Annotated in this window: 18 protein-coding genes and 1 pseudogene; 3 read left to right on the forward strand and 16 right to left on the reverse strand. The window is 54.5% G+C overall.

Annotation, left to right across the window (positions count from 1 at the left end; translation table 11 throughout):
- Nucleotides 1-439: 439 nt before the first annotated feature.
- The 8 genes from E1757_RS27295 to E1757_RS27330 all read right to left on the reverse strand — a co-directional run bounded on the left by E1757_RS27295 (nucleotide 440) and on the right by E1757_RS27330 (nucleotide 11288).
- On the reverse strand, nucleotides 440-1114 hold the full coding sequence (locus tag E1757_RS27295; protein WP_133234199.1) for an SGNH/GDSL hydrolase family protein: 675 nt from the start codon (nucleotides 1112-1114) through the stop codon (nucleotides 440-442).
- Nucleotides 1101-2513, reverse strand: a complete 1413-nt coding sequence (locus E1757_RS27300) for an FAD-dependent oxidoreductase (protein WP_133234201.1) — start codon at nucleotides 2511-2513, stop codon at nucleotides 1101-1103. Before E1757_RS27300 ends, E1757_RS27295 begins: the two co-directional genes overlap by 14 nt.
- Before the next feature lie 44 nt (nucleotides 2514-2557).
- Complete coding sequence (locus E1757_RS27305; protein WP_133234203.1) at nucleotides 2558-4105, reverse strand: extracellular solute-binding protein; 1548 nt, start codon at nucleotides 4103-4105, stop codon at nucleotides 2558-2560.
- 98 nt (nucleotides 4106-4203) lie between these two features.
- Nucleotides 4204-5079 carry a carbohydrate ABC transporter permease gene (locus E1757_RS27310; RefSeq protein WP_133234205.1) on the reverse strand — a complete coding sequence of 292 codons (876 nt, stop codon included), beginning with the start codon at nucleotides 5077-5079 and terminating at the stop codon, nucleotides 4204-4206.
- Between the two features lie 16 nt (nucleotides 5080-5095).
- Nucleotides 5096-6064: an ABC transporter permease gene (locus E1757_RS27315; protein ID WP_246079563.1), complete on the reverse strand. Its 969-nt coding sequence runs from the start codon at nucleotides 6062-6064 to the stop codon at nucleotides 5096-5098.
- A gap of 424 nt (nucleotides 6065-6488) precedes the next feature.
- The gene (locus E1757_RS27320; protein WP_133234207.1) at nucleotides 6489-7670 is read right to left on the reverse strand and encodes an oxalate decarboxylase family bicupin; all 1182 of its coding nucleotides are present in this window, start codon (nucleotides 7668-7670) and stop codon (nucleotides 6489-6491) included.
- A 130-nt stretch (nucleotides 7671-7800) separates the two neighbouring features.
- Nucleotides 7801-9642, reverse strand: a complete 1842-nt coding sequence (locus tag E1757_RS27325) for a sensor histidine kinase (RefSeq protein ID WP_133234209.1) — start codon at nucleotides 9640-9642, stop codon at nucleotides 7801-7803.
- A gap of 17 nt (nucleotides 9643-9659) precedes the next feature.
- The gene (locus E1757_RS27330; RefSeq protein ID WP_133234211.1) at nucleotides 9660-11288 is read right to left on the reverse strand and encodes a response regulator; all 1629 of its coding nucleotides are present in this window, start codon (nucleotides 11286-11288) and stop codon (nucleotides 9660-9662) included.
- A 157-nt stretch (nucleotides 11289-11445) separates the two neighbouring features.
- Between E1757_RS27330 and E1757_RS27335 the strand changes: the two genes are divergently transcribed.
- From E1757_RS27335 to E1757_RS27345, 3 genes are read left to right on the forward strand one after another with little or no spacing between them, the layout of a single operon-like run.
- Nucleotides 11446-12612 (forward strand): MFS transporter, encoded by a 1167-nt coding sequence (locus tag E1757_RS27335; protein ID WP_133234402.1) that lies wholly within the window; start codon nucleotides 11446-11448, stop codon nucleotides 12610-12612.
- Nucleotides 12613-12668: 56 nt separating this feature from the next.
- On the forward strand, nucleotides 12669-13520 hold the full coding sequence (locus E1757_RS27340; RefSeq protein ID WP_133234213.1) for a sugar phosphate isomerase/epimerase family protein: 852 nt from the start codon (nucleotides 12669-12671) through the stop codon (nucleotides 13518-13520).
- A gap of 36 nt (nucleotides 13521-13556) precedes the next feature.
- Nucleotides 13557-14483: an AEC family transporter gene (locus E1757_RS27345; protein ID WP_133234404.1), complete on the forward strand. Its 927-nt coding sequence runs from the start codon at nucleotides 13557-13559 to the stop codon at nucleotides 14481-14483.
- Nucleotides 14484-14739: 256 nt separating this feature from the next.
- On the opposite strand, the gene E1757_RS27350 is transcribed toward E1757_RS27345, so the two are convergent.
- The 8 genes and pseudogenes from E1757_RS27350 to E1757_RS27385 form a co-directional block, all read right to left on the reverse strand.
- Nucleotides 14740-15747: a Gfo/Idh/MocA family protein gene (locus tag E1757_RS27350; protein WP_133234215.1), complete on the reverse strand. Its 1008-nt coding sequence runs from the start codon at nucleotides 15745-15747 to the stop codon at nucleotides 14740-14742.
- Between the two features lie 52 nt (nucleotides 15748-15799).
- A complete protein-coding gene (locus E1757_RS27355) occupies nucleotides 15800-17119 on the reverse strand; it encodes an ABC transporter substrate-binding protein (protein WP_133234217.1) in 1320 nt (439 codons plus the stop codon).
- 142 nt (nucleotides 17120-17261) lie between these two features.
- A complete protein-coding gene (locus E1757_RS27360; protein ID WP_133234219.1) occupies nucleotides 17262-18488 on the reverse strand; it encodes a Gfo/Idh/MocA family protein in 1227 nt (408 codons plus the stop codon).
- Complete coding sequence (locus tag E1757_RS27365; protein ID WP_133234221.1) at nucleotides 18485-19714, reverse strand: N-acetylglucosamine-6-phosphate deacetylase; 1230 nt, start codon at nucleotides 19712-19714, stop codon at nucleotides 18485-18487. The genes E1757_RS27360 and E1757_RS27365 overlap by 4 nt, the downstream gene beginning before the upstream one ends.
- Nucleotides 19715-19718: 4 nt before the next feature.
- On the reverse strand, nucleotides 19719-20462 hold the full coding sequence (locus E1757_RS27370; RefSeq protein WP_133234223.1) for a glucosamine-6-phosphate deaminase: 744 nt from the start codon (nucleotides 20460-20462) through the stop codon (nucleotides 19719-19721).
- Nucleotides 20463-20605: 143 nt separating this feature from the next.
- The gene (locus E1757_RS27375) at nucleotides 20606-21652 is read right to left on the reverse strand and encodes a LacI family DNA-binding transcriptional regulator (protein WP_133234225.1); all 1047 of its coding nucleotides are present in this window, start codon (nucleotides 21650-21652) and stop codon (nucleotides 20606-20608) included.
- A 296-nt stretch (nucleotides 21653-21948) separates the two neighbouring features.
- Nucleotides 21949-22125: pseudogene (locus E1757_RS27380) on the reverse strand (transposase zinc-binding domain-containing protein); the annotation flags it as partial.
- Nucleotides 22126-22228: 103 nt separating this feature from the next.
- Complete coding sequence (locus tag E1757_RS27385; RefSeq protein ID WP_342774601.1) at nucleotides 22229-25240, reverse strand: glycoside hydrolase family 2 TIM barrel-domain containing protein; 3012 nt, start codon at nucleotides 25238-25240, stop codon at nucleotides 22229-22231.
- Nucleotides 25241-25247: the final 7 nt, after the last annotated feature.

Raw genomic sequence — 25247 nt, forward strand, 5'->3', positions numbered from 1 at the left:
ACCTACGTTCCCGTTCTTTGGATGCATTCCCGAAACAGCTTCGGAAAAAAAGTCTCTTCTTCATCATAGCTGAATTTTTCCAATTGGATAAGGACTTAACTTGGCTTCAATAAGTAACTTTGACGTAAGCTGCTACATATTGTATATTTACTTTTTGCTCCCGATTTGCTCTATCAAGGCCTTTCCAAGATAAGCGACCGCGATTTGAAAAAGACGCCCCCGTCCCCACCATAATCGTGGTTTTGGAGGCGTCACACTAGACCGCGGACTGGCTTATTCGCCTGCATCCTTCCGGGACAGCCGCTTGCGGTAATTGTATTATCGTGAAACAGGTGGAGTAAGCGCGGGAACTGAAGCCGTCGGCAAGTCCGTAATCCTCCGACCGGGCGCGGAATAGCAAGAACGCCGCTTCAAGCCGGCCTTAAGCTTTCGGCGCTCGCTACAATCGTGCAAGAAATGCCGCAGCCATGTCCACAATTCTCCGATAACCTTCGGCGTTCGGATGCAGTCCGTCCGATGTGAATGCCGGCAGCGTCAGCTTATGAAACCCGCTCTCGGCAAACAGGTCCAGCACAGGCAGCGCATATTCCCGCCCGACCTGACGAACCGCCTCGACATAGTCGCCCAACCGGCAGCCCGCCTCGTTCGTAAAGTGTATATCATAACCGTCCTTATCCCTCGCCAACGGCGTCCACAGATTCAGCCTGCAGTACGGATTGGCGGTTAGCAGCTGTTCGATCAAGGTTCGGTAGGCGCCGTAATAAGTTAAACTGTCATAGCTGTTCGGGCCGCCCAGCGGTTTATGCAGCCGGAAATCGTTGACGCCGGCGAACACCGTGACGCATTCCAGCGACGGATCTACCGTCCTGCCGATATTGACGGTCGCGCCGTAATCTGTGCCGCCGCCAGCCGTCATCGGACAGCCGCTCTTGCCGTAATTGACGATACTGCCGAAGCCAAGTCGGGATACGACAAGCGGCTGGTAGCCGTTCGCCTCCGTAATGCTGTCGCCGAGCGTCCCCCAGCCCGCGCCTTCCCAGCGCGCGTCGGCCGCACGCGCATCGACCGCCGGCGCTTTAACCGGAGGCCGCAATGTCCCGTCAGCATTCCTCATCGAACCGGATTGCCGCCGTTGCGCCGGTGCCGACGGCCGCTCCTTCCGCTCCGGCTTCCGAGCGGTCTCCGAGCCAGGCGCCCTGCTCGGTCAGCCTTCGCTGCAGCGCCGGCACGCGAACGCCGCGGAAGCCGGTGCCCGCCTGCGCTGCCATGGCCGCAGCCGTGCCTGCGGCCTGCCCCATCGCGAAGCAGTTCGGCATGACGCGCAGGGAGCCCTGCACGGGACGATCCGACGATACGGAACGGCCCGCCACGATCAGGTTCTCCTTGCCCTGGGGCAGCATGCAGCGGTAAGGGACGCCGTGCGAACGGCCCTTGGGCAGCCGCTTGATCGCCATCGTGCTCTGCGCGTTCGCCAAATGAATATCGATGAAATAAGAGTTGCGCGCGATATCGTCTTCGAAGCTGCGCATGCTCATGAAATCGTCTACGACCAATGTGTAATCCCCGACGATCCGCCTCGTCTCGCGGATGCCGATCTGATCGCCCGAATGTACGAGATGGGCGTTCTCAAAGCCCGGCACATATTTATGCAAAAACCGCAGCTGCGTTTCGATCAGCTTCCTGCCCTCGATCGCCGCATAGGTTAAATCCTCCGCCTTCGTGCCGTCAACCCCGAACACATGGCCGAAATTGAAGCCGGCCACAGACTTCGAAAGCCACGCCGTGCCGGAAATGCGCTTGCGCCCTTCCGGCAGGTCGCCGTTTTGCTGCGCCAGCTGCACCGTCTCGGACAACTGGCCTCCCTGCCCGGTTTCTTCAATAAACCGGTCGTATCGATCCTTATCCAGACCGGATACGAGGAAGCACATCGTTCCCGGCTGCAGCTCCCCTTCGTCTCCGCCGATGTGAAACGGCACTCCGGCAAGCGCAGCCAGGTCAGCGTCTCCGGTCGCGTCAATGTACAGCTTCGCCCGGACGACCGAACGGCCGCTCTTGTTGCTGATTACTATCCCTTGAATCTGCTCGCCCTCCGCCAGCACCTGATCGACAAACGTATGAAACAGCACCTTTGCCCCGCTTCGGGTCACCTCGCTGTCGTAAATCCGCTTCAATACCTCGGCATCGATCGGAACCCAGTCCAGCCTGTCTTTATGCATACTCATATAGACATCTCCGGCGGCCTGCTTCATTTTCTCCATCAAGTCCAGCCCGATTCCCCGGATGACCGGCTTCTCCCCGTCGGTATAAGGGCAAAACGCCGGAACAAGCGCAGCGGTTCCCATGCCGCCCATATACCCCCGCTGCTCGACCAGCAGCGTATCGGCGCCGTTGCGAGCTGCCGCGATCGCCGCAGCGATGCCCGTCGCTCCTCCGCCGATCACAACGACTTCCGGCTCATAAGATACCGGCAGCTCCTGCTGCGGAATCGTCACTGTCGCCCGTTTTTCATTCATGTGTAATCCTCCTTCAACATGCGCGCAGCTTATTTAAAGCCGCATTATTTTTTCAAAGTCGCATACCAGTCGTTCACTTCCTTGAAGCTCGAATCGCTGCCGGCCGCCTTGTACTTTTGCAGGAAAGCGTCCAGCCCGCCGATCGGCTCGGCGCCAAAAATAAGCTTAACCGCATACTCGTTGATCGTCGTATTCAGTTGTTGGAAATTTTTGGAATATTCAGGCATGAACGGAGCCATTCCAAGCGGATCGGTAATGCGGACCGACGCCGGCTGCTTGACATTCAAAAACTCCCAGGCTTCGAACAGGCGAGGATCTTTACGTACCCGCGCCTGCCAGTAGGTCGGGTAGTTTTTCTCGTCGACACCCATCAGGTAATTGTTCGCCTGATTGCGCTCATCAGTGAAAATCGGCAAGATCGGGTTGTACGCCCCGTCCTTGAACGTATAGTGCTTTCCTTCCTCGCCGATCGCCATCGTACGGAACGTGTCCTTATCCAGCTTGGCATTAAGCCACTTTACCGTATCCTCGGGGTGCTTGGACGACTTGGGAATAAAGGTGATGCGGTCGAAGCCCGAGGTGGCCGCCAGACCGGCTTTGCCGTTGGCGCCTTTCAATACGGGAACATACACCATTTTGGCGTCAGGCTGATTTTTCTTCAGCGCATCCGCAACGGTCGGCACATCCGCCCAATGCAGAGGAACCGCGCCGGCGCGCCCGCTTGAAAACTTTTCCTTCATCGTGGCGTCCTTGTTGACGCCGAATTCTTTGTCGAGCAGCCCCTGCTTAAACAAATCGCCCATAAAAGCGACGTAATCCTTAAACGCCGGGTCAAGCGCGCGCGGAGTCAGCTTGCCGTTCACCGGATTCCAGAAGTTCGGCATACCGAACGCGCCGACAAGATTTTGCACGAATGGCTCGTCGCCCTTGATCGTTAACGGCACATTTTTATCTCCATTGCCGCCAGGATCTTTATCCTTGAAAGCTTTCAACACAGCCGTCAGCTCCTCAAGCGTCGTCGGCATGCTTAATCCCAGCTTGTCGAGCCAATCTTGACGGATCATCAGACTGACGCTGGAAAATTCAATCGATTTCGTCGGAATTGCGTATATTTTTCCGTCCACCTTGGCGGCATCGAACGTTTCCTGCGAGACGGCAGCCTTAATATTCGGCCCGAACTTATCGATCAACGGCGTTAAATCGACCAATGCGCCTTTTTTCGCATAGTCGGAATAAAGCGCTTTAAAATCGCTGCCCCCGACTGTCGTGATCGCGTCATACGGCTCGGCCGAAGCAATCAGCAGGTTGAGCTTATCCTGCGGCTTATCCTGAGGCAGCATGTCGTACTGCACCTTGTAGCCGGTTTTTTCCTCCAGCACTTTAGCGACCGGATATGTGTTATAGTCGTCTTTTTGCCAAATTTGCAGCGATTTCAGCGTCGGCTTCGCTTCATTTTTGGCTGCCGGAGCCGTGCTGGAACCGGAACCGCCCGCAGCAGGCGCACCGGCGTTTCCTCCTTTGGAGGAGCAGGCGGCGGAAGCCATCATTAAAGCGCCCAGTGTGAGGAGAAGCCATTTTTTGTTGTTTTTCATCGAAAACCCTCCCAGTTTTTACTTTACCATTGCATGCGGGCAGACCCGTATGTTTTTATATGGAACATTCGCCGCTGCGGAAAGCAGGGAGCGAACGGCTACCCTTTTACGGAACCGATCAGTACGCCTTTGATGAAATATTTTTGCAGAAACGGGTACACCAGCAAAATGGGAACGGTCGAGGCAATGACGGTTGCCGCGCGAACCCCTTCCGGCGACACGTTCATCAGATCGTCGGCGCTTTTGTTCAAGGCCGAGGACGTGTCCGCATCCATCACGATATCCCGCAAATACAGCTGCAGCGGCTTTAAAGACGAATCGCTGATATACAGCATCGGATTAAAGAAATCGTTCCAGTAATAGACCGCATAAAACAGCGAGATCGTCGCAAGCACCGGGCCGCTGAGCGGCAAAATGATCCGGAACAGGATCGTCCAGGTGCGCGCCCCGTCCATTTTCGCCGAATCCTCCAGCGCCTCGGGCAAGCTTTCATAGTAGCTCTTGATGACAAACAGATTGAATACGCTGATCATCGCAGGTAAAATCAACGACCACAGGCTGTTGATCAAATTAAGGCTGCGCATCAGCAAATAGTTCGGGATCATACCGCCGTTGAACATCATCGTGAATACGAACAGCACCATAATAAAACCGATGCCCGGAAGCTGTCTCTTGGATAATGGGTACGCGGTAATCGCTGTCAATGCAATCGACAGGAACGTCCCAACGACCGTAACGCCTATCGAAACGGCGAAGGAGCGAATAAACTGGGCCGATGTCACGACATATTCCATCGTGTGCAGTTGAAAGCCAATCGGGAAAATACCGACTTTCCCGGAGACAACGGCCCACTCTTCGCTGACCGATTTCGAAAGCACGTTGGCGAACGGAAGCAGCGTCGACACTGCCAGCAGCACCAATATCGTATATGTGATCACATCCAGGCTTACGTCGGCGATTGATTTTTTCTGCAACGCTGCCGCCTCCTTTTCACCAAATACTGCGGTTTAGCAGTTTTTTACTGAGCATGTTGCCGCTGATAATAAGCAAAAATCCGACGACCGAGTTGAACAGTCCTACCGCGGTGCTGAAGCTGTAATCCATTTTGCCGAGCCCCACACGGTATACGTACGTCCCGATCACGTCTCCTGACTGGTAAACGACCGGATTGTACAGCGTCAAGATTTGCTCGGTCCCGGCATCCAGCAAATGTCCGATGCGCAAAATGAACATCAATACAATCGTCGGCATGATGCCGGGGAGCGTAATATACAGCATCTGCTTGATGCGCCCCGCGCCATCGATCGCAGCCGCCTCGTACTGCTCCTGCTCGATACCGGCAATCGCCGCAATAAAAATGATCGCGTTCCAGCCGACCTCCTTCCACCCTGCGGTGAAAACGACGACGTTGCGGAAGTAGGCGTTATCAAGCAGGAACGAAACAGGCTCCGCGCCGAGCCATTGCAGAAACTGGTTGACCAGACCGCCGGACGGGGACAGGATGTTGATAAACAACCCCGAAATGATGACCCATGATAAAAAATGCGGCAAATAAATGATCGTCTGCACCGTTCGTTTGAACAGCATGCGCCGTACCTCGTTCAGCAGCAGCGCCACCGCGATCGGGATCGGGAACAGCAGCACAATTTTGTAAAAGCTGATTACCAGCGTGTTGACGAACACCTGTATAAATTCATCGGAATGAACCAGCTTCCGAAATTGCTCCAGCCCTACCCAGGTACTGCCGGTTATGCCGTCAAAAATGTTAAAATCCTGGAAAGCAATGACGATTCCGTACATCGGCGTATACTTGAATAGCAGCAAAAACATTAGCCCCGGTATCAGCAGCGCATACAAATCCAGATGGCTGCGGAACAGCTTCCACTTGCTATTCCTTTTGACGGCGAGTCGCGGTCCGAGCTTTTGGCTGTCCATGTTTGCAGTCGTAGATGTATGCATCGTTGTCTCCCCACCTCTCTGTGCTTGTATTGTGATTATAGCCGTTTTGAAAAATGGCCAGTAGTGGGTAAAGCTACGATTTCTGGTGAAATCCTACTCGGTTTGAACTAAAAAAACGGCGTAAACGGAAAGCGGCCGCCCGTCGAACGCCGATGGATGCAAAACGCCCCCGCAAAATGGGGCTTTCATGTACATTTGCGGGATACCGTAAACTAAAAAAAAGAACCTGCGCGGCGCAAGCTCTTTCTCCCTATACTCGTTTTTGCATGATGACGATTCGATTGCCCATTCCCGGCACGCCCATATCCGGAGGTGATGCGCCATCTTACATGATACCGGTCCGGCTTTGTCAAGCTCCGCTCGTACGCATCGATGACGTTTGCCGGGCGGAACAATCCCGTGCCCTCCATACGCCCGCCTATAATCAGGAAAATCCCGGATATTTCACGACAGGCCATTTTTCCTTTCGCAGCGCATCCATCAATTCCGTCGTAGCATGCAAGTTGTCCTGTACCAGCTGACGAGGCGTCAGCGCCATCCACTGGTTCAGCGATACGTCCGCAAAGCGGTCGCTTTTGAACATCTCCAGAAACCATAAGCTTTGATCGCCGGTATTCTGGATATAATGGCCGAAGGCGAAGGGCACATATCCGACATCACCCGCATGATAATCGAATGTTCGGGCGTTGCCGTTCGCTGCGAACACCGTCATGCGCCCTTTACCGGTCAAATAATACTGCCACTCGTCGTTATTGGGATGCCAATGCATCTCCCTCATTGCTCCCGGTTTGATCTCGACCAGCGCAGCGGCGATTTTCGTGGAAATGGGGAAGTTGGACGAATCGACGATTCGCACCGTCCCGCCCGGAGTTACGATCGGTTCCTGCGCAAACAACCGGTGTGTGAATGTTTCGGGTACCGTCCCATACGGATCGGAAACTTTTTGAGTTTCAAGCGGTCCGGGTACATTTGCTTGGAAAATGTAGCGCTGCTGCTTCGGGATGCCCTCAAATGCGCTTTCGGGGACACCGAAGTTGGCCGACAGCACTTCCTTCGGCGTATGTGCGAACCAGTCGGAAATCGATAACGTATTGAGATCGGAGAAGCTGCCGTCGTCAAAGACGAGCAGGAACTCGCAGCCTTCCTCCAGCCCTTGTATCGAGTGCGGAATTCCCGGAGGAAAGTACCACAGATCGCCTGGACCGACATCTGCAATAAAGTTTCTTCCGTTCTGATCGACCGCGGTGATGCGTGCGCGGCCCACGAGCATGATCGACCATTCCGGTTGCTGATGCCAATGCAATTCGCGCACACCGCCCGGCGTCAACGCCATGTTCACTCCCGCAATCGTGGTTGCAATCGGAAGCTGTCTAGCCGTCACTTCCCGCGACCAGCCGCCGTGGTTCAACTGCATATAAGTATCGGAGAAAGAAAACCTCAAGTTTGGAACTGTCCCGGCATCTGTGGCGGGAGGAACCAGCAAATCCGGGTTTTGCATATCTCTTCCGATGTTTCGCGGGCCCAAATCCCACCAACCGGCCCCATCCTTCCTGATCGGCTGGGGGATATTTCCGTCCGCAGTCTGATTGCGCGTCTTGTTTCCCATAAATTTTGCTCCTCCTTCAAATCAAGCACCATGACATTAGCCTAGACTATGTTATGAAAGGAGGCGGCAATGTGAAATATGTCCTTTTTTTATATCGGCCTGCAGCCCTTTGTTTCAATGTAGGCCTTCCTCATTGTACGGGCTCTTCGCGAATCGCCTTTAGGCGAACCGTTACCGTCGTGCCTTGACCTGGCGCGGAACGAACGGACAAGCCGAACGACTCACCCGCGTACAGCTTGATTCGCTCGTTCACATTATACAGTCCGTAAGAGCTGCCCGAGCCGTCCAGCCGGCTGGCAGGCCGCGGCTCGCTCAGCAGCCGCTCGGCCGCTGACGGTTCCATGCCGGCGCCGTCATCCGACACGGTCAATACGAGCTCGTCCCCGACCGGATGCGCCGTAATCTTGATGCAGCCGTTTTTTTCCCGGGATTTGCGGATGCCGTGCAGCAGCGCATTTTCCACAATTGGCTGCAGCGTCAGCTTCGGCATGAAATACGAGTGAACGGACGGGTCGGACTCTACCGTATAAGTAAAGCTTTGCGGGAACCGGCTCTGTTGGATGTCCAAATAAACCTGGGCCAAATTCAATTCATCCTCGACGCTTACGCAATCCCGCCCTTTGTTCAGGCTCAGCCTGAAATATTTGGCCAGCGCGTCTATCATTTGGCTAATATCGTGCGCATTGCGGCCAATCGCGATCCAGTTGATCGTATCGAGCGTATTGTAAAGAAAATGCGGATTGATCTGCGCCTGCAATGCGCGGAGCTGCGCCTCCCGTTCCAGCACCTTCGTCCTGTAGGTTTCCTCCATCAAGCTGCGCACCTTGTCGATCAAATGATCGACGCTACGCTCGAGCACGTTAATATGGCCTTCAGCCGCTGCGCTTCGCTCATCGAGACTTTCCAGCCCCTCCCGGTGAATGGTCCGGATGACAAGCTGCACCCGCCGGTTCATGCCCCGGATTATAAAAGCCAGCAGGGCGAACACCAGCAGCAAAAACAGTACCGAACCGCCCAGCAGCGTGGCGACGCCGGAAAACCGGTTCAACGTGACGGCCTGGCGCGATATTTCCGCTGCCGGCACCTCCGCCACCAGCTTCCAGCCGGTGGCATGCAGCGTCGTAAAAACCGCATACTTCGTTTTATCGCCGTCCTCCAGCTTCACGATTCCTTCATCCACTTCGGAGACAGCTTTTTTTACAAGGTCGCCCGGCATCGTCCGGCCCAGCATCGCTTTATCCGGATGCAGCACGAACATCCCCTTCGAATCGATCAAATAAATAGTTTGCTGCTTGGACAGCTCGACCGCATCCAATATCGTTCTTACGACTTGCTCCTTAATATCGATAACGAGCACGCCCACCAATTGATCGTATTTATTCGCATCGCGGATCATCCGGGCTCCCGACAGCACATAGGCACTTTCCCTGTCGATATATTTCTCCTCATAGGCTCCGGTCCAAACGATCGATCCGCCCGCTTCCGTTACGTTGTTGTACCAGGGCCGGCTCTTCAAGCTGTCGAGCGGAAAAAAGTTGATCAGCTCTCCAGCGTAAATACGCGACTTGTCCACAAACAGCCTGACGCGGAACACATTGCCGTTCGTCTCCGCCGTGTCCATCATATAGCGCAAATCTTTGAGCGCTACAAGCTGCTGGCCGATCGGCGCCGTCGCCTCGGATTGGTTCAAGTACTGGTACAGGTTGGGATTCATAAAAATCGAGTTGGACGTATCGCGCACCCGTTCGAATTGGTAAGTCAGATTGATTCCGGTTTGCTTGACCGTCTGCAGCATCGAGCGGGTCACTTCTCCTTCCAGAATGCCCGAGGAGCGCTGAACGTAAAAGTAAAGCAGCGCCGAAGCCGGCAGCAAAATCAACAGCACATAGCATAGCAGCCAGGTTCGGGCCGCAATGAATTGTTTCAGCAGCAGCGTGACGTCGCGCTTTCTTTTTTGCAGCCACACTTTCATCCCGCCATGCACCGCCTTTACAAAGGCTGTTCGCGAAAGGCGCTCGGCGTAAAGCCGGTTGCCTTTTTAAACAGCTTGCTAAAATGGCTCGGATCGGAATAGCCGACCGCAAAGCATACCTCATACAATTTCACGCCGGGATCGCGCAGCAGCTCCTTGGCGCGTTCGACCCGTACCCTGGTCAAATATTCATAGACCGTTTCGCCCGTTTCCTGCTTGAAGAGCAGACTGACGTAGGTCGGGCTTAAATAAACGCTTTCCGCTATGGCCGCGACCGTCAAATTGTCCGCGTAGCGTTGCCCGATCACATGGCGTATCCGTTCGATGACATTGCTCGATTTACCGCTTCGCTTCTCCCGGATGAGGGAGCATACTTCGGTCAGATGAGCTTCGAGCAGCCGCTGCAGATCGGCGATCGTCTCCTGCTTGAATACCCGTTCCCACAAACCATGCTCCTTCTCTTCCAGGTCGCGGCTGTGGATATTCAACTCGAGCATCAGCCGGCTGGACAGCAAAATCAGCTGCAGGCAGACGTTGCCGGCATACCTGAACCCGTTCCGGCGGTTGCTTGCCAGCCGTTCGAACAGGCCACCCAGTTCGTCCGACAGCTGATGGGGCTCCGCAGCCTTCATCGCGGACATAAACCGTTCGCTGACCGTTGGGTCGAACCGGAACATATCCGTCTCCTCGCGCTCCAGACTATCCATGGATATGACGCGGTTTTTGCCCAGATACCACTTCTGATCGGCCGCCTCGCGCGCCTGTGTGTACGACAAAGGCAGCGCCGCCAGCTGCGTCACTCGTTCGCCGACCCCGATCGTTACCGTAATGGAGAGCCACTGCTGCAGGTTTTCGCGGATTTCTTCGGCCAGCCGGAACAGCTTGCCCTCCCGCTGCTCCTCCTCGTCCGCTGCGCTGTTGGTGCGAAGAATGGCTACATACTCGCTGCTCCGGTTTTCAAACGCATACCCCCCCATATGCCGATCGACCAGCTCCTGGCATACATTCAGCACCGCGTAAGAGAGCAGCTGCTTGTCTCTTTCCGAGCGCGGTTCCACCACCTCCGCATTATCGTCGATCGTAACGACAATGACCCAATACTCATCGTCGTCCGGCAGCTCCAGCTGCAAAAATTCGAGCCGGCTCCGCGTGCCCGCAGGCCGGGCAATGCCGTCGCGAATGAGCGACATCAGAAATTTTTCACGCAGCAGGGGCATGCTTTGCGTCAGCTTGACCTGCATATCCGCGATCAGCATCCGCTCTTTCTCCTCGGCCTGAAGCTCGCGCACGACCCGTTCCACGACGGTTCGCAGCTCCTGCATATTGACCGGCTTGAAAATATAATCGACAGCGTTGACCTGCAGCGCGGATTTCAAATAATCCGCATCGTCATGACCGCTTACAAACACGATTTTAATATGCGGAAAGCGCATCCGGATTTCGGCGGACATGCGGATTCCGTCCATATTGATCATACGCACGTCCGTCAGCACGACATCGGGCTGAAGCTGTCCGATTAACGTCAACCCTGCATCGCCGTCATCGGCCTCGCCCGCAAATTCAATATGATGGGCGCTCCAGTCGAAATAATTGCGCAGCCCGTAACGAACCGTCGGCTCGTCGTCGACAATGACCAGCTTGTACATCCGGTACCGTCCCCCTCCGTTGTTTTTCCCCATTATACATGAAATCGGTTTCGAAAAGCGGAGCTTTTTATATTTACGTCAAACGCAAATAGTGAGATAATAAGCACCGTGCTTGCATTCAAGTTCAAAAATGAAAGAAGCGATCGCTGTGAGAGGCATGCTCCCTTTTTTGCTCTATTATATCGTCATTTATATGGCGAACGCGGTTTATGGAACGTTCATCCCGGTTTACTTTCAATCGGTCGGAATCACGCCTGCGCAAATCGGCTCGCTGCTAAGTATCGGGCCGCTGATCGCTCTGTTCGCACAGCCCGTATGGGGCTCCCTCGGCGACCGGGCAAAATCGAAAAACTCGGTGCTTCGGGCGCTTATTATCGGCACCGGCCTGATCATTTTGCTTTTTCCCGTCTCCAGCCAATTTTATTATTTGCTGGTCATGGTTTGTTTGTTTACGTTTTTCCAAACCTCCATCGGTCCGATCAGCGACGCCATTACGCTGGAGCAGCTCGATAAGCAGAAGCGCTGGTCTTTCGGTCCGATCCGGCTCGGCGGAACGATCGGGTTCGCCGCGATGTCGCTTTTTTTCGGGTGGATTGCAAAGAACCATATCGATTTCATTTTCATCGTCTATGCCCTAATCATGTTCGTCAGCGTCATGCTGCTGTCGCAGTTTCCTTCCGCTACCCGATTCCGGTCGGCGGACCGGAAAATGAACATTGCCGTCTTATTTAAGCACCGCAAGCTGATGATCTATATGGGCATTAACCTTGTTCTGCATACGATGCTGGGCTATTATTATTCGTTTTTTCCGGTGTATTTCCATGACATTGGCGGCAGCAGCCTGTTGTTGGGCTGGTCCATGGTTATTTCCGCAGTAAGCGAAATTCCTTTTCTGCTCTTCTCGGGGCGCATTATGAAACGGTTTAAGGTCATCCATATATTGCTTGTCGCCGGCATTGCCTCAACGCTGCGCTGGTTCGCCTTTTCGCTGACCGACAACCCTTATTGGGTGCTTCCCGCCCAAGTGCTGCACGGCCTTATATTTATCGTGCTGTCCGTTACGATGGCCATGTACATAAATCAGGAGGTGCCGGCGGAATTGAAAGCAAGCGGGCAAACGTTGAACGCGTTGGTATCGGCGGGGATCGCCAGGATTGCGGGCAGCTTTTTCGGCGGCCTGGCTATCGAAGCTTACGGAATCAAGCCGATCTTTTACTTCAACGGCTGGCTCGCCGCAGCCTGTACCGGATTTATCGTCTGGCTCTGTTTGAAGGAAAGAGCGTCCGACCGGCGGGCCGACGCAAACCGCGCCGTCGGAAGCTAGCAAGCCGAAAAAATAAACCAACTGAACCGTCACATAAAAACAGGGGGAATCTACATATGGCATTTGGAACATTGGCGCATAAGGCAGGCAAGCTGCCGCTTCGGCAGCTGACACAGCAATTAAGCGAATTGGATATCGACTTCGTCCAGTTGGCCATGTCCAAGGCGATCGGCGATATCGACACTTCGCTCGGCAGACTGAGTCCCGGCTTGGCCAATCATATTGCGGAAGCGTTTCATCAGCAAGGGATCCGCATTGGCGCGCTCGGCTGCTACATCAATCCGGTTCATCCCGATCCGGTGCAAAGAAAGGCTGAAATCGCGCGTTTCAAGGAGCATTTGCGGTTTGCCCGCGATTTCGGAACGACGATTGTCGCTACCGAGACCGGCGATCTGACAACCTACCTTCCGCAGGATGCCGAACGTTATGAGGAAATCGGCTGGTCGATTTTCCGGTCTACAGTCGAGGAACTGGCGGAGGAAGCGGAAAAATGGGGCGTATATGTCGGGCTTGAGCCGGTCTGCACCCACACGCTGACATCGCCGCAAAAAATGAAGCGGATCATGGAGGAAGTGCCTTCCGGTCATATCGGCGTTGTGCTCGACCCGTGCAATTTGTTTATCCGGGGCAATTTCGAGCGGCGCGATCAGGTCGTCGACGAATGCTTCGAGCTGTTTGCGGACCGCATCGTGCTGGCCCATCTGAAAGATGTGACGCCGTCCTTCCGCGAGCGGGACGGGCGGCCGCAGTCGGCCAAGCCGGGAACCGGCGTATTCGATATCGCGGGCTTTCTGCGCAAGCTGCAGGTACACAAGCCGTTCCTCGACGTGTCCATCGAGGATACGGACGCCCATGAGATGAACGATGTCATTCATTATTTGAAAAACATTACGGCGAAACAGCAATGAACAAGGAATGACCGGAGAGGAATTTGACTTATGCTGATGCTGCAAACCTTTCTTTCTACGATATATCAAGTGTTCTTGCCGATTTCTCTTCCCGTCATCGGAGGAGCGTTATTGCGGCGATTCCGGGGGATGGATACGAAACCGATCTCGATGCTGGCCTTGTATGTCCTCAGCCCGGCGCTTATTTTTACCGCTCTGTTCAAGGCTCAAATTTCCTGGAGCGACATTACCGATACGATTTTGTTCACGGTTATCAATATTGTTGTTCTATGGGGGGCGGCGATAGCCGTCGGCAAAATGCTCGCTTTGCCGGCGGGGGAACGCGCAGGGCTGACTATGGTCTCGACGTTCACGAACAGCGTGAACTACGGGCTTCCGCTCGTGCTGCTGGCATTAGGGCAAGCGGGACTCGACAAAGCGTCCGTCTATGTCATCGTGCAGATGATCATCGTGAATACGCTCGGCATTTATTTTGCGGCACGCTCCCAATTTACGGTTAAAAATGCGATTTTGTCGGTATTTAAAATGCCTTCGATTTATGCGGCCGCGCTCGCCGCAATCGCCAGATTGACGGAGCTGCATATGCCGGAGGCGCTGTACAAAGGCTTCACCCTGATGGCGGATTCGTATTCTCCCGTCGTTCTGGCGATTCTTGGCGCACAGATGATCGGTGTCAAGCGGGAGACGCTGCCGCCCAATCATAAAAAGGCGTTCTGGGCCGGTATCGTCATTCGGCTCGTCGCTGCTCCCGCGCTCGCTTATGCGGTGCTGATCTGCTTGTCGGTCAAAGGCACGCTGTTTGACGTTATGTTCATATTGGCGTCCATGCCCGCTGCAGTCAATGCCGTTCTTCTGGCCGAACAGTTCAATGCCGCGCCGCAGTTCGTGTCCCGATGCATTCTTTGGACTACACTGGCGTCCTTTATCGTGCTGCCCGTTATTTTAATGGTGCTGCGATCATAAATACTTTTCAAAAGAAACGCCTTACGGCGTCCTTGGTGTAGGAATTACGTTTGAGCGTTGGGAGGGATGGATGTGGGGTTACAGCCGTTGTTGAAGTCGTGTTCCTTCGATTAGACTAGGCAGGGGGAACACGACTTCAAAGACGGCCCGTAAACTTTCCACCCCACATCCATGCCCTCTACTGTTCTACTCTTGCGCTACCTCTCTTTTTACTAACCGGTCTTCGATCCTGTATTCTACGGACGAGACAGCCCGCTTATTTAATGACCAGAGCCTGCTCGTCGGCCTCCAGCGTCGCCCTGCATGCCAGGTACAAGTCTTGGTGGGTCACGAGATGAGGCTTTCCTTCCGTCCGGCGAATGAAATCCTCCACCACCGATACCGGAGGCTGGATCAACTCGACCCGATGAAATTTTTCCTCGTTCGTCATTGTGAACATCAGCTCATCTCCAGCTGCGGAAGCTACGGACGGATCGCCGAACAAACGCAGCTCCGCGCAGCCTTTCGTCCCGGAGACAAAGATGCGGCAGTCGCCGAATGCCCAACACGTATCCGGCGTGTGCCAATCCGTATACAATTGGGCCAGAATGCCGCCTTCCAGCCGTACTTGAACGGTCGCGGTATCGTAAAAGTCCGGGTATTCCGGCAATATATGCTTGGCCATCAAGCCGCTTGTCCCCTCTACCTCCCTGCCGGTCAGCCAGCGCAGCAAATCGAAATCGTGAATGAGCAAGTCGACAATAATGCCTCCGTTTTCCAGCTTGGCAAAATGCCACGGCTGCCGCGTCGCCGGTGCCAGCCGATGCGGCTTGCGCATCGTAATGCTCACGATATTACCTAATGCTCCGGCATCCATATGCCGTTTTAATGTATAGATCGAACTGCGGTCCCGCGACGTAAGCAGCATGCCGACCTGAATGACGCCCCGTTCCATTACCGCCTCCAGCCGGTTCAGCCCCTCACGGGACGTGACGATCGGCTTATCCAGCATGATCGGCTTGCCGTGCTGCTCGCAAAGCTCGATCCAGTCGATTTTTTCGCAATTGACCGCCGACGAACCGACCATACCGATCTCGGGTGCGAGCAGCGATTCGAGATCGCCGGTCACCGGTATGTCGAATTTATCCGACAATTGCCGGGCGAGCGAAGGCTCGCCTGCCTCATAAATGCCTGCGCACCTGTAGCCCAGCGCCATCATTTCGGCGATAAACATGCCGATATGCCCGTGCCTGCAGCCGATGATCGCAAATTGTCCGTTTTGCATCGCCCGATTCCTCCTCGCAGGTTTCGACCTTGCCTGAGCCGAAACAACCCGGTTATTTTTTGTTTTTGGCCAAAATGGCTGTCGCCTCTTTGCGGAATTTGGCCGCCGCATCTTCCTGCGCCGTTTTTTTGAACAAAATTTGCTGGCTCAATTCGGCCAACAGCTTCGTAACCTCAACGGCGCCCAATGGGTCGATCGGGTTGTCGGAGGTTGTGTTTTTGCCTGCCCAAGCTACGTAATCGACGACTTTCTGTTCCTCGGGCGTCAGCAGCGGCTTGATCGCTTCCTGCACCTTGGAGGAAATCGGAACGCCGCGTTCGCCTTTCATGATCTTGTTGGCTTCGATGTCGTTGATCATGAAATTGACAAACTTGATCGCTTCTTCCTTGTATTTCGAGTTTTTAATGACGGACAGCCCCTGGCTCGACTGCAGGAACAAGCCTTTGCCGATGTTCGGTCCCGGCGGCGGCGCTATTTCCAGCGCGCGTTTGGATGCGGCGGAATCCGCCACGAACAAATTCGACCAGGTGAATGCGGCTGCGGCATTGCCGAGCACCATCTCGTCGTCCTCCGGCGTCCCTTTCTTTTGCGCCAGCTTATCCAGCGTCAGCAGGCCGCCGGCGTTATAAATGCTCTGATACCGTTTGTAATAATCGACAAACAGTTTGTCGTCCGTATACCCGAGGCCGGAGCCGTCGGGGCTGAACAAGTTTTGACCCTGCGAGCGCAAATAAAAATTAAAGAAGTTCCGGTCGTCGATGCTGGCCGTCAAAAGCTTACCGCCCGCCTTTAACTTATTCGCCATCGCTTCGACATCGCTCCAGGTCCATTCGTTGGACGGCAGGCTGGCGCCGGCGTTTTTCAGTATTTGCGGGTCATAGACGATAGCAAGCGCATTGACGCCCAACGTAATCTGATATTGCTTGCCGTTATACTGGCCGACTTTCAAATAGCTGTCCGAAATCGAGCTTTTATCAAGCGAGCCTTTGTCCATATGAGGTCCGAGATCCTCCAGCTGGCCTCTGTCGGCATACTGGCTAATATAGGCTACGCTCATTTGAATGACGTCCGGCAGATCGTTTGCGGCTGCCTGCGGAACGAGCTTCTTCCAGTAGTCGTCGAACGCGGCGTACTCGGGCAATATTTTGACGTTCGGATTCCGCTTTTCATACATCTCGATCATTTTCAGCGTGTAGTCATGTCTGGACTGACCTCCCCACCATGCAAATCGCAGCTTGATCGGCTCTTCGTTTTTGCCGGCGGCGGCCGGCTGCGTGTCCGAGGAGGCGGGAGCGGTCGAGCCGCTGCAGCCGACAGCGGTTGTCAGCAGCAGCGACAATGACAATACCGATAAAGCAACCCTTTTCTTCATAGCATGTTCCTCCCTGATTTTTAATTGCTTGATTGAACGGAAACCGGGAAGCCCGCGTTCGTTCATTAGTACGGCGGCGGTTAGCGCCCGGCCCGGTGATGCATGCAGCGGTACGAAGCTTGCGGATCATACCCGCGTACGCTTAAAGCGGCTTTTTCACCAAATCGGAGACCGTGACGGAGCGCCCCTCGCGCATCGAAATATTTGCCGCAAAGCCGATCGCATTGGACATGGCTCCGTCCCAGGAGCTCGCTTGCTGCTGCAGCGGATCGGGCATATTGCCGCGGAACAGCATCTGCAGCAGCCGCTCGTCCCCGCCGCCGTGGGCGCCCCCGACGACAGGCAGCCGGAACGCGATTTCTTCCTCCTCGCGATTGTACAGGCGCAGACGGTTTATATCCTCGCCGGCGAACGGGCCCACAGCGCCATGAAACGTCTCCGCTTCGAGCCGTCCCCCGGTGCCGTTGATCGCAAGCTTAAAGCCTTCGAACGGCGAATGCGCCGTCAACGAATAGCTCATGAGGGTGCCGCCGGAATACCGGACACTCAGACTGACCGTATCCTCGATATCGATCTCGTCGGAAAATACGCATTGATCGCGATAATAGCCGTCCGCGGATTCACAGCCCAAATACAATTCCCGGGTAGCCTCCTTGCCGATGTCGAAATAAAACTCGCAGGTCTTCGCATGGTTGCATGTCAGACAACGGATCCCGCGCTCGTCGCGGACCGGCCCGTAATAGCGCAGCGAGCCGAACGCAGAAACCTGAACGGGCTCTTCCTCCAGCAGCCAGTTGATAAAGTCGAAATGGTGGGTCGATTTATGAATGAGCAGGCCGCCGGAATTTTCCTTTCTGCGGTGCCATCTGCGGAAGTAGTCCGCGCCGTGGTTCGTGTCGAGAAACCACTCGAAATGGACGCTCAGCGGCTGCCCGATCGCCTTTTGCCGGAGCAGCTCCTTGATCCTCGCCGTAAAAGGTCTGTAGCGCATATTGAACGTAACCGTCACCTTGTGACCGGTACGCCGTTCCGCCTCCAGGATCGCGCAGCATTTATGCTCGTCGATCGTCATCGGCTTCTCGGTAATGGCGTCGCAGCCCATTTCCAGCGCTTTAATGATATATTCGTGGTGGTAACGGTCGATCGTCGTCACGATGACATAATCCGGCTTCGCTTCCTCCAGCATCCGCTCAAAGCCGTCATAGACCGGAAAGCCTCCGCCGCATTTATGCTGCAGCAGCTCGGCCCGCTTGCGGTTCGTGTCATAGACGCCGACAATGCGGGCAATGTCGGCAAACTGCCGAACGATCGGAAGGGCGAACATCGACGTGCAACGGCTGCCCGCTCCGACAATGGCATACGTTTTCATAGAGAATTCCCACCTTCGTCTTTTATCGTTTCATCTTCCGCTTCTTCCCGTACGACCGAGCTTGAATATACCGTTTCTCCGCAGGAAACCGTCTTAAGCAGCGTCCAGCCGCTATCGGGCGACTGCTCGTACAGGATGAAATCCGCCGGAGAGCCGGGCCGGATCGTTCCGACGCCGTCTCCGGCGAGCCCGAGCAGCTCGGCCGGATGCAGCGTCGCCATATTGATCGCTTCCCCAAACGAGCAAATGCCCGCTGCGGCCGCACGCTGCAGACCGATATGCAGCGGCGTCGCCGAGCCGGCCAGTATGTCCGGCGTCGCTGCCAAATGCAGAAATCCGTCCGCCTCCAGCACGACATCGTCATTAATATGCGTGCGGTATCGGCCGGGCGGCATACCCGCCAAATGGACGGCGTCGCTCGTCAGGATCGCTTTGCGTCCTTTCGTGCGGATCATTACCTTCAGCGTCGACATCGGAAGATGAAAGCCGTCGGGAATGAGACCCGCCCATAAGCGGTCATCGGCCAGCTGCGCCCATATATAGTTGGGATGACGCTTGATGTACGGATGCGCGCCGTTGCCCAAATGAGTGCTCATCGTCGCTCCGGCTTCGACCGCTGCCTGAATCTGCTCCTCCGTGGCGGCGGTATGGCCGATCGAGCCGACGATCCCGAGCTGCCGCAGCTGCTTATAGAAGGAGACCGCCCCCGGCTTCTCCGGCGCCAGCGTCACCTTGCAAATGCGTCCCCCCGCCGCTTCGTTCCACGCCATAAACTCCTGCCAATCCGGGTCTCTCACCCATTTGCGGTTATGCGCACCGCGCGGGCCGTCCTCCAGCGCAATAAAAGGTCCCTCCACATGAATGCCGATAACCGCATAATCGACCTGCGGGTCGGCTTCGCACGCTTCGGCAATCGTTCGTAGGCAGCGAAGCATACGCTCGCGCGTTCCGGTCACGACGGTAGGGCAAAAACGGGTAACGCCCCCCCGATGCAAGGTGCGCACGACCTGCCTGACCGTTTCCACCGTCATATCCGCATCGTTCAGATCGAAGCCGCCGATACCGTTAAGCTGCACGTCGATCAGCCCTGGCGCGATCCAGCGATCCGCCGTCAAATGCGCCGGTTCCGCCGGTTCGACGACGACGACACGGCTGCCTTCAACGGTAACCGCAATGTTTTCCCCGGTAATCCAATGCTTGCCCGTCCAGGTTTGAGCCTGTTTCATCGGCTTACTCCTTTCCGAACAGCTCGGCTTCCGAAGCGGACTGCCGATCAAGAAATAACGTATAATCGGGATGCGACTTCAAGATGGTTGCGGGAATTTCACGGGTCACCTCGCTGGCAAAAAAATGCCGGATCGCACGCGCCTTCACTTTATGCGGCACACACGAAATGATCGTTTTGCATTGCATAATTTGATGAACCGTCATCGTAATCGCCTGCTTCGGAACCTCCTCCAGCGAGGCAAACCAGCCTTCACCCACCTGCTGTCTTTTACAGGCTTCATCCAATTGGACCACGATATAAGCCGCTTCCGTCTCAAAGTCGGCAGGCGGGTCGTTGAACGCGATATGCGCATTTTCACCGATTCCGATTAACGCCAGATCAATCGGTTCCTTGCGGATTTCCCGGGTCAATACTGCAATGTGCTCGTCGATATTTCCTTCTCCGTTAACGAAATGGGCCATTTGGAGCGGAACCGAATCGACAAACCGCTCCTTCAAATATTTGCGGAAGCTGGCAGGATGGCTTTCCGAAAGATTTACATATTCATCCAGATGGAACATTTCGACCTTGCTCCAATCCACATCCGTATGGACCAATGCTTGCAGCGTTTCAAATTGCGAAGCGCCTGTGGATAACACCAGGCGGGCCCTCCCTTTTTGCGCGATCGTTCCTTTGAGCAGATTTGCTGCCAATGAAGCCGCTTCCTGCCCCAGCTCCTCGGCATTTCGCAAAATTTTTACATTCATCCTGTTCTCCCCTTCAAAATCAAAATAGGTTATAAAACCGGCAAAATATAACCGTTTTTTATTATAGAAACCGATTTCTGTTCATCTGTAGAAATCGGTTTCTGACAACAAAGATGTAACAATCATATGTGCCGCATGTACATTTATTCCAATTTGGCTGCAGATTTTCGAACGATTAATTCGGGCTCCAGCACAACTTCCTTTGCCCGTATCTCATTGCCTTCCAGCAGATCCATCAGTGTGCTGCAGGCAAATCTGCCCATTTCGTATTTCGGGAGATCTACAGTCGTTAATGCGGGCGTAAGCATTTGCGATAATTCGATGTTGTCGAACCCGATAACGGAAATTTGGCCGGGCACCTCAATTCCATATTCGCCAAGCTCATTGATAACGCCGGCAGCCGTAAGGTCATTGCAGGCCAAAATGGCGGTAGGCCGCTCGGCCATGTGCAGCAGCTTGCGGGTCAGCAGCTTGCCGTTCGTAAATTCAAAGGCGCTGCCGTACGAGATGTCCTCGGAATCTTCCGACTCTTGAAACCATGCCTTGAGCGGCGTAATTCCCGCTTCCCGATGGGCGTCCTGATAGCCGTTCAGCAGGCTGATCCGGCTCGGCCGGTTTAACGGCGCGGTAACCAGAGCGATACGGGTATGACCCTGCCCGATTAAATAACGGCAGGCCATATACGCCCCTTTTCGGTAATCGAATCCAATCTGATATACGTCCGGATTATCGATAATTTGATCCATCGCAATGATCTTTACGCCTTTGGCCAAATACGGCTGAAGCAAATCCTTTTGTCTGGAAATGGAGGATACGATGATTCCTTTCACCTGCTTCTCCAGCAGTGTCTGTAAGTACTCGGCCTCCAGCTGCGGATTTTGGTGGGAATTGCAGAGCAGCACATGATAGCCGTGCTTGCGGGCGATTTCCTCGATTCCGAGCACGACATCCGCATAAAACGGATTCGTGATGGACGGAATAATGACGCCTATTGTCATGCTGTTATTTTTTTTCAGCTGTCTTCCGAGCATGTTGGGCGTATAGTTGAGCGCTTTGGCTGCCGCCCTTATTTTCCGACGCATGTCGTGGCTTACCGGATAACTGCTGTTGCTGAGCACCCGGGAGACGGTTGCGGCGGAAGCATTTGCCATTTCGGCAATATCATGGATCGTAACCGGTTTATCAGACATAGAGACTCCTTATGCGTCGCGTTTTATTTGGCATAAAAATGAGTACATTAGGCTTTGCCGCCAAGTCATGAAGCCGGGACATTCAATCTATCACTCTCCCTTCACTATTATTTTGTATTACGCTCAGCATAGAAATATGCCGGTTTGTCCCGCATTCGTTCAAGCTAAAGGCTAAGAACAACGCCTTGCGGCGTCCTTGGTGTAAGATATACGTTTGAGCGTTGGGAGGGATGGATGTGGGGTTACAGCCGTTGTTGAAGTCGTGTTCCTTCGATTAGACTAGGCAGGGGGAAAAACACTCGGCTCCATTCTTCGGTTTCATTGCATGAGGAGGCTGTACAAAATCGGCCTTTGCACCGGTAAAATATGACTTTCATGTCATGGCAGCCTTCACAGACGAGCAGTTTAAATCCTTTCTTTGCATTTCCGCAGTTCTTGAACTTCCTACTTCTTTCATTTAAAAAGGGAAACATCTTGGTTCCCCGGATTTTATAATTTCTTATTATGTCAAAAAAAGGAGCCATCACGGAAAAAATTCCGCATGACTCCGTTTTTTAAAATGACCTCTTGTCCGCTTTACTCGTCCTCTTTAAACAAAGGCTTGATCGTCAGCCGGAATTCGAATTCCTTTTCATCCAGACGATACGGCGCAAGCAGCTCGGGACCGCATGAATTGGAGCCGACTCCGCTCATTTTATAATCGAGATGGACGATCGTCTCTCTGCGCTTTACCAGCTGATGAGCGTGGGTGGCGGCAGTCAAATCTTCCGGCGTATAATGCGCCGCGTTAAAGGAGAAGGCCTCAGGAGCCGTAAACTTGAGACCCATTCCCTGCTCGTTGGAGACGACAGCCCACTCCGTTTCGTAGCGCGAGCCGTTTTCCTGAGGCATAATGTAGTTTTCGAACATCTCGTCGACGGTCATTATATATTTGCCCCGTTTTGTACTGTGCCGCTTATCGATGTAGCTTTCATGAGGGCCGAGTCCGAAATATTCGACCTCCTCCGTTCCCCACGGCATCGTCAGCTGCAAGCCGAAGCGCGGTAAAAAGACGAGCTCTTCTCTGACCCGAGCCTGCACGCGCATCGCAATTTCGCCGGTACCGTCGACTCGCCACACCGACTGGCCGTGCAAAATCGGCCGTTTGATGTAGCCGCCCAGCGAGAAATCGACCGTAAATTCGATTGCTTGCTCCGTCTGTTCCGTTATATCCGCACGATACACATGGGGAACCGCCCTGTCGTAGCCTTCCTCCATCCATTTGTGCTTGATGTTGCGGTCATTGTCCGTCGGCGCTCTCCAGATGCCGAATGCCGCAGGCGCTTGCAGCATCGGCACGCCCTGCTTGGATATGCCGGTAAAAGTGCCGGTGGACAAATCGAAAGCATGCTCAAAGTCAAAGCCGATCACGCGCACCTGCGCGCCTTCCCGTTCCACCTGAATCGACGACGTTCCCGTTGCCCGATTGTGCGGCAGGCCGGCTTCCGCAACCGGAAGCTTGAATTGCTCGAACGCGAGTTCATGCCCGGCTTCCGCCCATAGCGTATCGCGCCTCAGCCTGCAGGACACCGTCAGCAAATAACGGCCGGATGAAGCTGCCGGCAGCCGGTAAGGAAGCGTCACCGTTTGTGACGCGTGCGGAGCCGTATCGATGTTCGCGATTTCGCCCTGCTCCACGATTTGTCCGTCCTTCTCGACCTTCCAGTTGATCGAAACATGGGACAAATCGACAAAATCATAAAGATTGGTTATCGTCATGGAGCCCTCTTCCAAACAATCCGCTTCGATTCGAATCGGCGCGATAATTTTTTTCAGCTCCAGCAAGCCCGTGTGCGGTTTGCGGTCAGGCGAGACCAGACCGTCGATACAAAAGTTTCCGTCGTTCGGCTTATCCCCGAAATCGCCGCCATAGGCGAAAAACGGCACGCCTTCCTTCGTCTCCGTCCGAATGCCATGATCGCACCATTCCCATACGCAGCCGCCCATCAGCTTCGGATAGCGATAAATAACGTCCCAATAATCTTTCAAATCGCCGGGTCCGTTGCCCATCGCATGGCTGTATTCGCACAGAAACAGCGGCTTGGTCGACCGCTCGTCCCGGGCATACTGCTCGATATAGTCGACGGTTGCATACATATGGCTGTCCACGTCGAGGCATTCCGTGTTCGGGTTGCCTTCGTATCTTGGAGCTGCGCCTTCGTAATGGACCGGTCTGGACGCATCTCTCGATTTGGTCCATTCGGCCATGGCGATATGGTTAATATCGTAGCCGGATTCATTGCCCATCGACCACATTACGATTGAAGCATGATTTTTATCCCGCTCCACCATGCGCACCGCACGCTCGACAAAGCTTGGCTGCCAGTCGGGATTTTTGCTCAGCATATGAAAATCTCCAGCCCGCAGCACGCCGTGACATTCGAGATCGGCTTCGTCCACAACGTAAAAGCCATAAGCGTCGCACAGCTCCAGAAACCGCGGATCGTTCGGATAATGGGAGGTGCGGATCGTATTGACGTTATGCCGCTTCATCAGCATCAGATCTTTGATCATGTGATGGACCGGGATCGTCTGTCCAAGCTCGGGATGCGAATCGTGACGATTGACTCCTTTCAGCTTCACCGCTTTGCCGTTGATAGTAAAAACGCCCGCCTGAACGGCAACCGTCCGGAAGCCGACGGAAATATGCAGCACTTCCTTGCCGCCGGTTACATACAAGCTGTATAAGTAGGGTTGCTCGGCATTCCAAAGGGTCGGCTCCTCGACCTCCAGCTTTAGCACGCCTTTGCCGTCGATACGCGCTTGCGCCTCGCAAATGGTCCGACCTTCGGCGTCCTGCAGCTCGGCTCTGACATCGGTCTGCCCGGTAACGTCCAGCTCGCAGCGCAGCTCCGCTTGGCGCCCATCGGCCGACAGCTGCTGCCGGTTGAATAGGTCGCGGATATGAACCGGCTCGCGGGCAAGCATATATACATCTCTGAATATGCCGGAAAATCGCCATAGATCCTGATCCTCCAAATAAGTGCCGTCGCACCATTTCAGCACCATCACCGCCATCCGGTTCCGTCCGCTGCGCAAATACGGAGTGATGAGGAATTCGGCCGGAACGCGGCTGCCCTGGCTGTAGCCGACAAACGCGCCGTTGATCCACAAATAGAAGCAGGAGTTGACCCCTTCGAATACGACGTATTTTTCTTTTCCGTCCCACTGCCCGGATATGTTGAATTCCCTGACATACAGGCCGGCCGGATTGTCATTGGGCACATAAGGCGGATCGCATGGAATCGGATAATTGACGTTCGTATAATGAAGCTGATCGTAACCGTTCACCTGCCAGCAGGAAGGAACGATTAAATGATCCCAGCCGCTTACATCGGCCCCTTCCTTGTAAAAATCGTCCTGAACCGTATTTACGCTCGGATGGTATTGAAATTTCCAGCTGCCGTTCAGCGTCTGGTAGTACGGGGAGCGGCCGCGCTTGCGTTCGTAAGCGCTTTCGTTATCCGCATACGGAATATAATAGGCGCGCGGCTCCTCCCTGTTGATATGAAGAACGTTCAAATCTTCCCAATATTTTTCCACATTCATCGCCCAC

It is taken from the genome of Paenibacillus piri (assembly GCF_004354045.1).
GTDB classification, from domain to species: domain Bacteria; phylum Bacillota; class Bacilli; order Paenibacillales; family NBRC-103111; genus Paenibacillus_S; species Paenibacillus_S piri.

Excerpts from the sequence above, each read along its gene's own strand:
- E1757_RS27295 (WP_133234199.1), bottom strand. The coding sequence starts at position 1,114 with ATGAGGAATGCTGACGGGACATTGCGGCCTCCGGTTAAAGCGCCGGCG.
- E1757_RS27300 (WP_133234201.1), bottom strand. The coding sequence starts at position 2,513 with ATGAATGAAAAACGGGCGACAGTGACGATTCCGCAGCAGGAGCTGCCG.
- E1757_RS27305 (WP_133234203.1), bottom strand. The coding sequence starts at position 4,105 with ATGAAAAACAACAAAAAATGGCTTCTCCTCACACTGGGCGCTTTAATG.
- E1757_RS27315 (WP_246079563.1), bottom strand. The coding sequence starts at position 6,064 with ATGCATACATCTACGACTGCAAACATGGACAGCCAAAAGCTCGGACCG.
- E1757_RS27320 (WP_133234207.1), bottom strand. The coding sequence starts at position 7,670 with ATGGGAAACAAGACGCGCAATCAGACTGCGGACGGAAATATCCCCCAG.
- E1757_RS27325 (WP_133234209.1), bottom strand. The coding sequence starts at position 9,642 with ATGAAAGTGTGGCTGCAAAAAAGAAAGCGCGACGTCACGCTGCTGCTG.
- E1757_RS27330 (WP_133234211.1), bottom strand. The coding sequence starts at position 11,288 with ATGTACAAGCTGGTCATTGTCGACGACGAGCCGACGGTTCGTTACGGG.
- E1757_RS27335 (WP_133234402.1), top strand. The coding sequence starts at position 11,446 with ATGCTCCCTTTTTTGCTCTATTATATCGTCATTTATATGGCGAACGCG.
- E1757_RS27340 (WP_133234213.1), top strand. The coding sequence starts at position 12,669 with ATGGCATTTGGAACATTGGCGCATAAGGCAGGCAAGCTGCCGCTTCGG.
- E1757_RS27345 (WP_133234404.1), top strand. The coding sequence starts at position 13,557 with ATGCTGCAAACCTTTCTTTCTACGATATATCAAGTGTTCTTGCCGATT.
- E1757_RS27350 (WP_133234215.1), bottom strand. The coding sequence starts at position 15,747 with ATGCAAAACGGACAATTTGCGATCATCGGCTGCAGGCACGGGCATATC.
- E1757_RS27355 (WP_133234217.1), bottom strand. The coding sequence starts at position 17,119 with ATGAAGAAAAGGGTTGCTTTATCGGTATTGTCATTGTCGCTGCTGCTG.
- E1757_RS27360 (WP_133234219.1), bottom strand. The coding sequence starts at position 18,488 with ATGAAAACGTATGCCATTGTCGGAGCGGGCAGCCGTTGCACGTCGATG.
- E1757_RS27365 (WP_133234221.1), bottom strand. The coding sequence starts at position 19,714 with ATGAAACAGGCTCAAACCTGGACGGGCAAGCATTGGATTACCGGGGAA.
- E1757_RS27370 (WP_133234223.1), bottom strand. The coding sequence starts at position 20,462 with ATGAATGTAAAAATTTTGCGAAATGCCGAGGAGCTGGGGCAGGAAGCG.
- E1757_RS27375 (WP_133234225.1), bottom strand. The coding sequence starts at position 21,652 with ATGTCTGATAAACCGGTTACGATCCATGATATTGCCGAAATGGCAAAT.
- E1757_RS27385 (WP_342774601.1), bottom strand. The coding sequence starts at position 25,240 with ATGAATGTGGAAAAATATTGGGAAGATTTGAACGTTCTTCATATCAAC.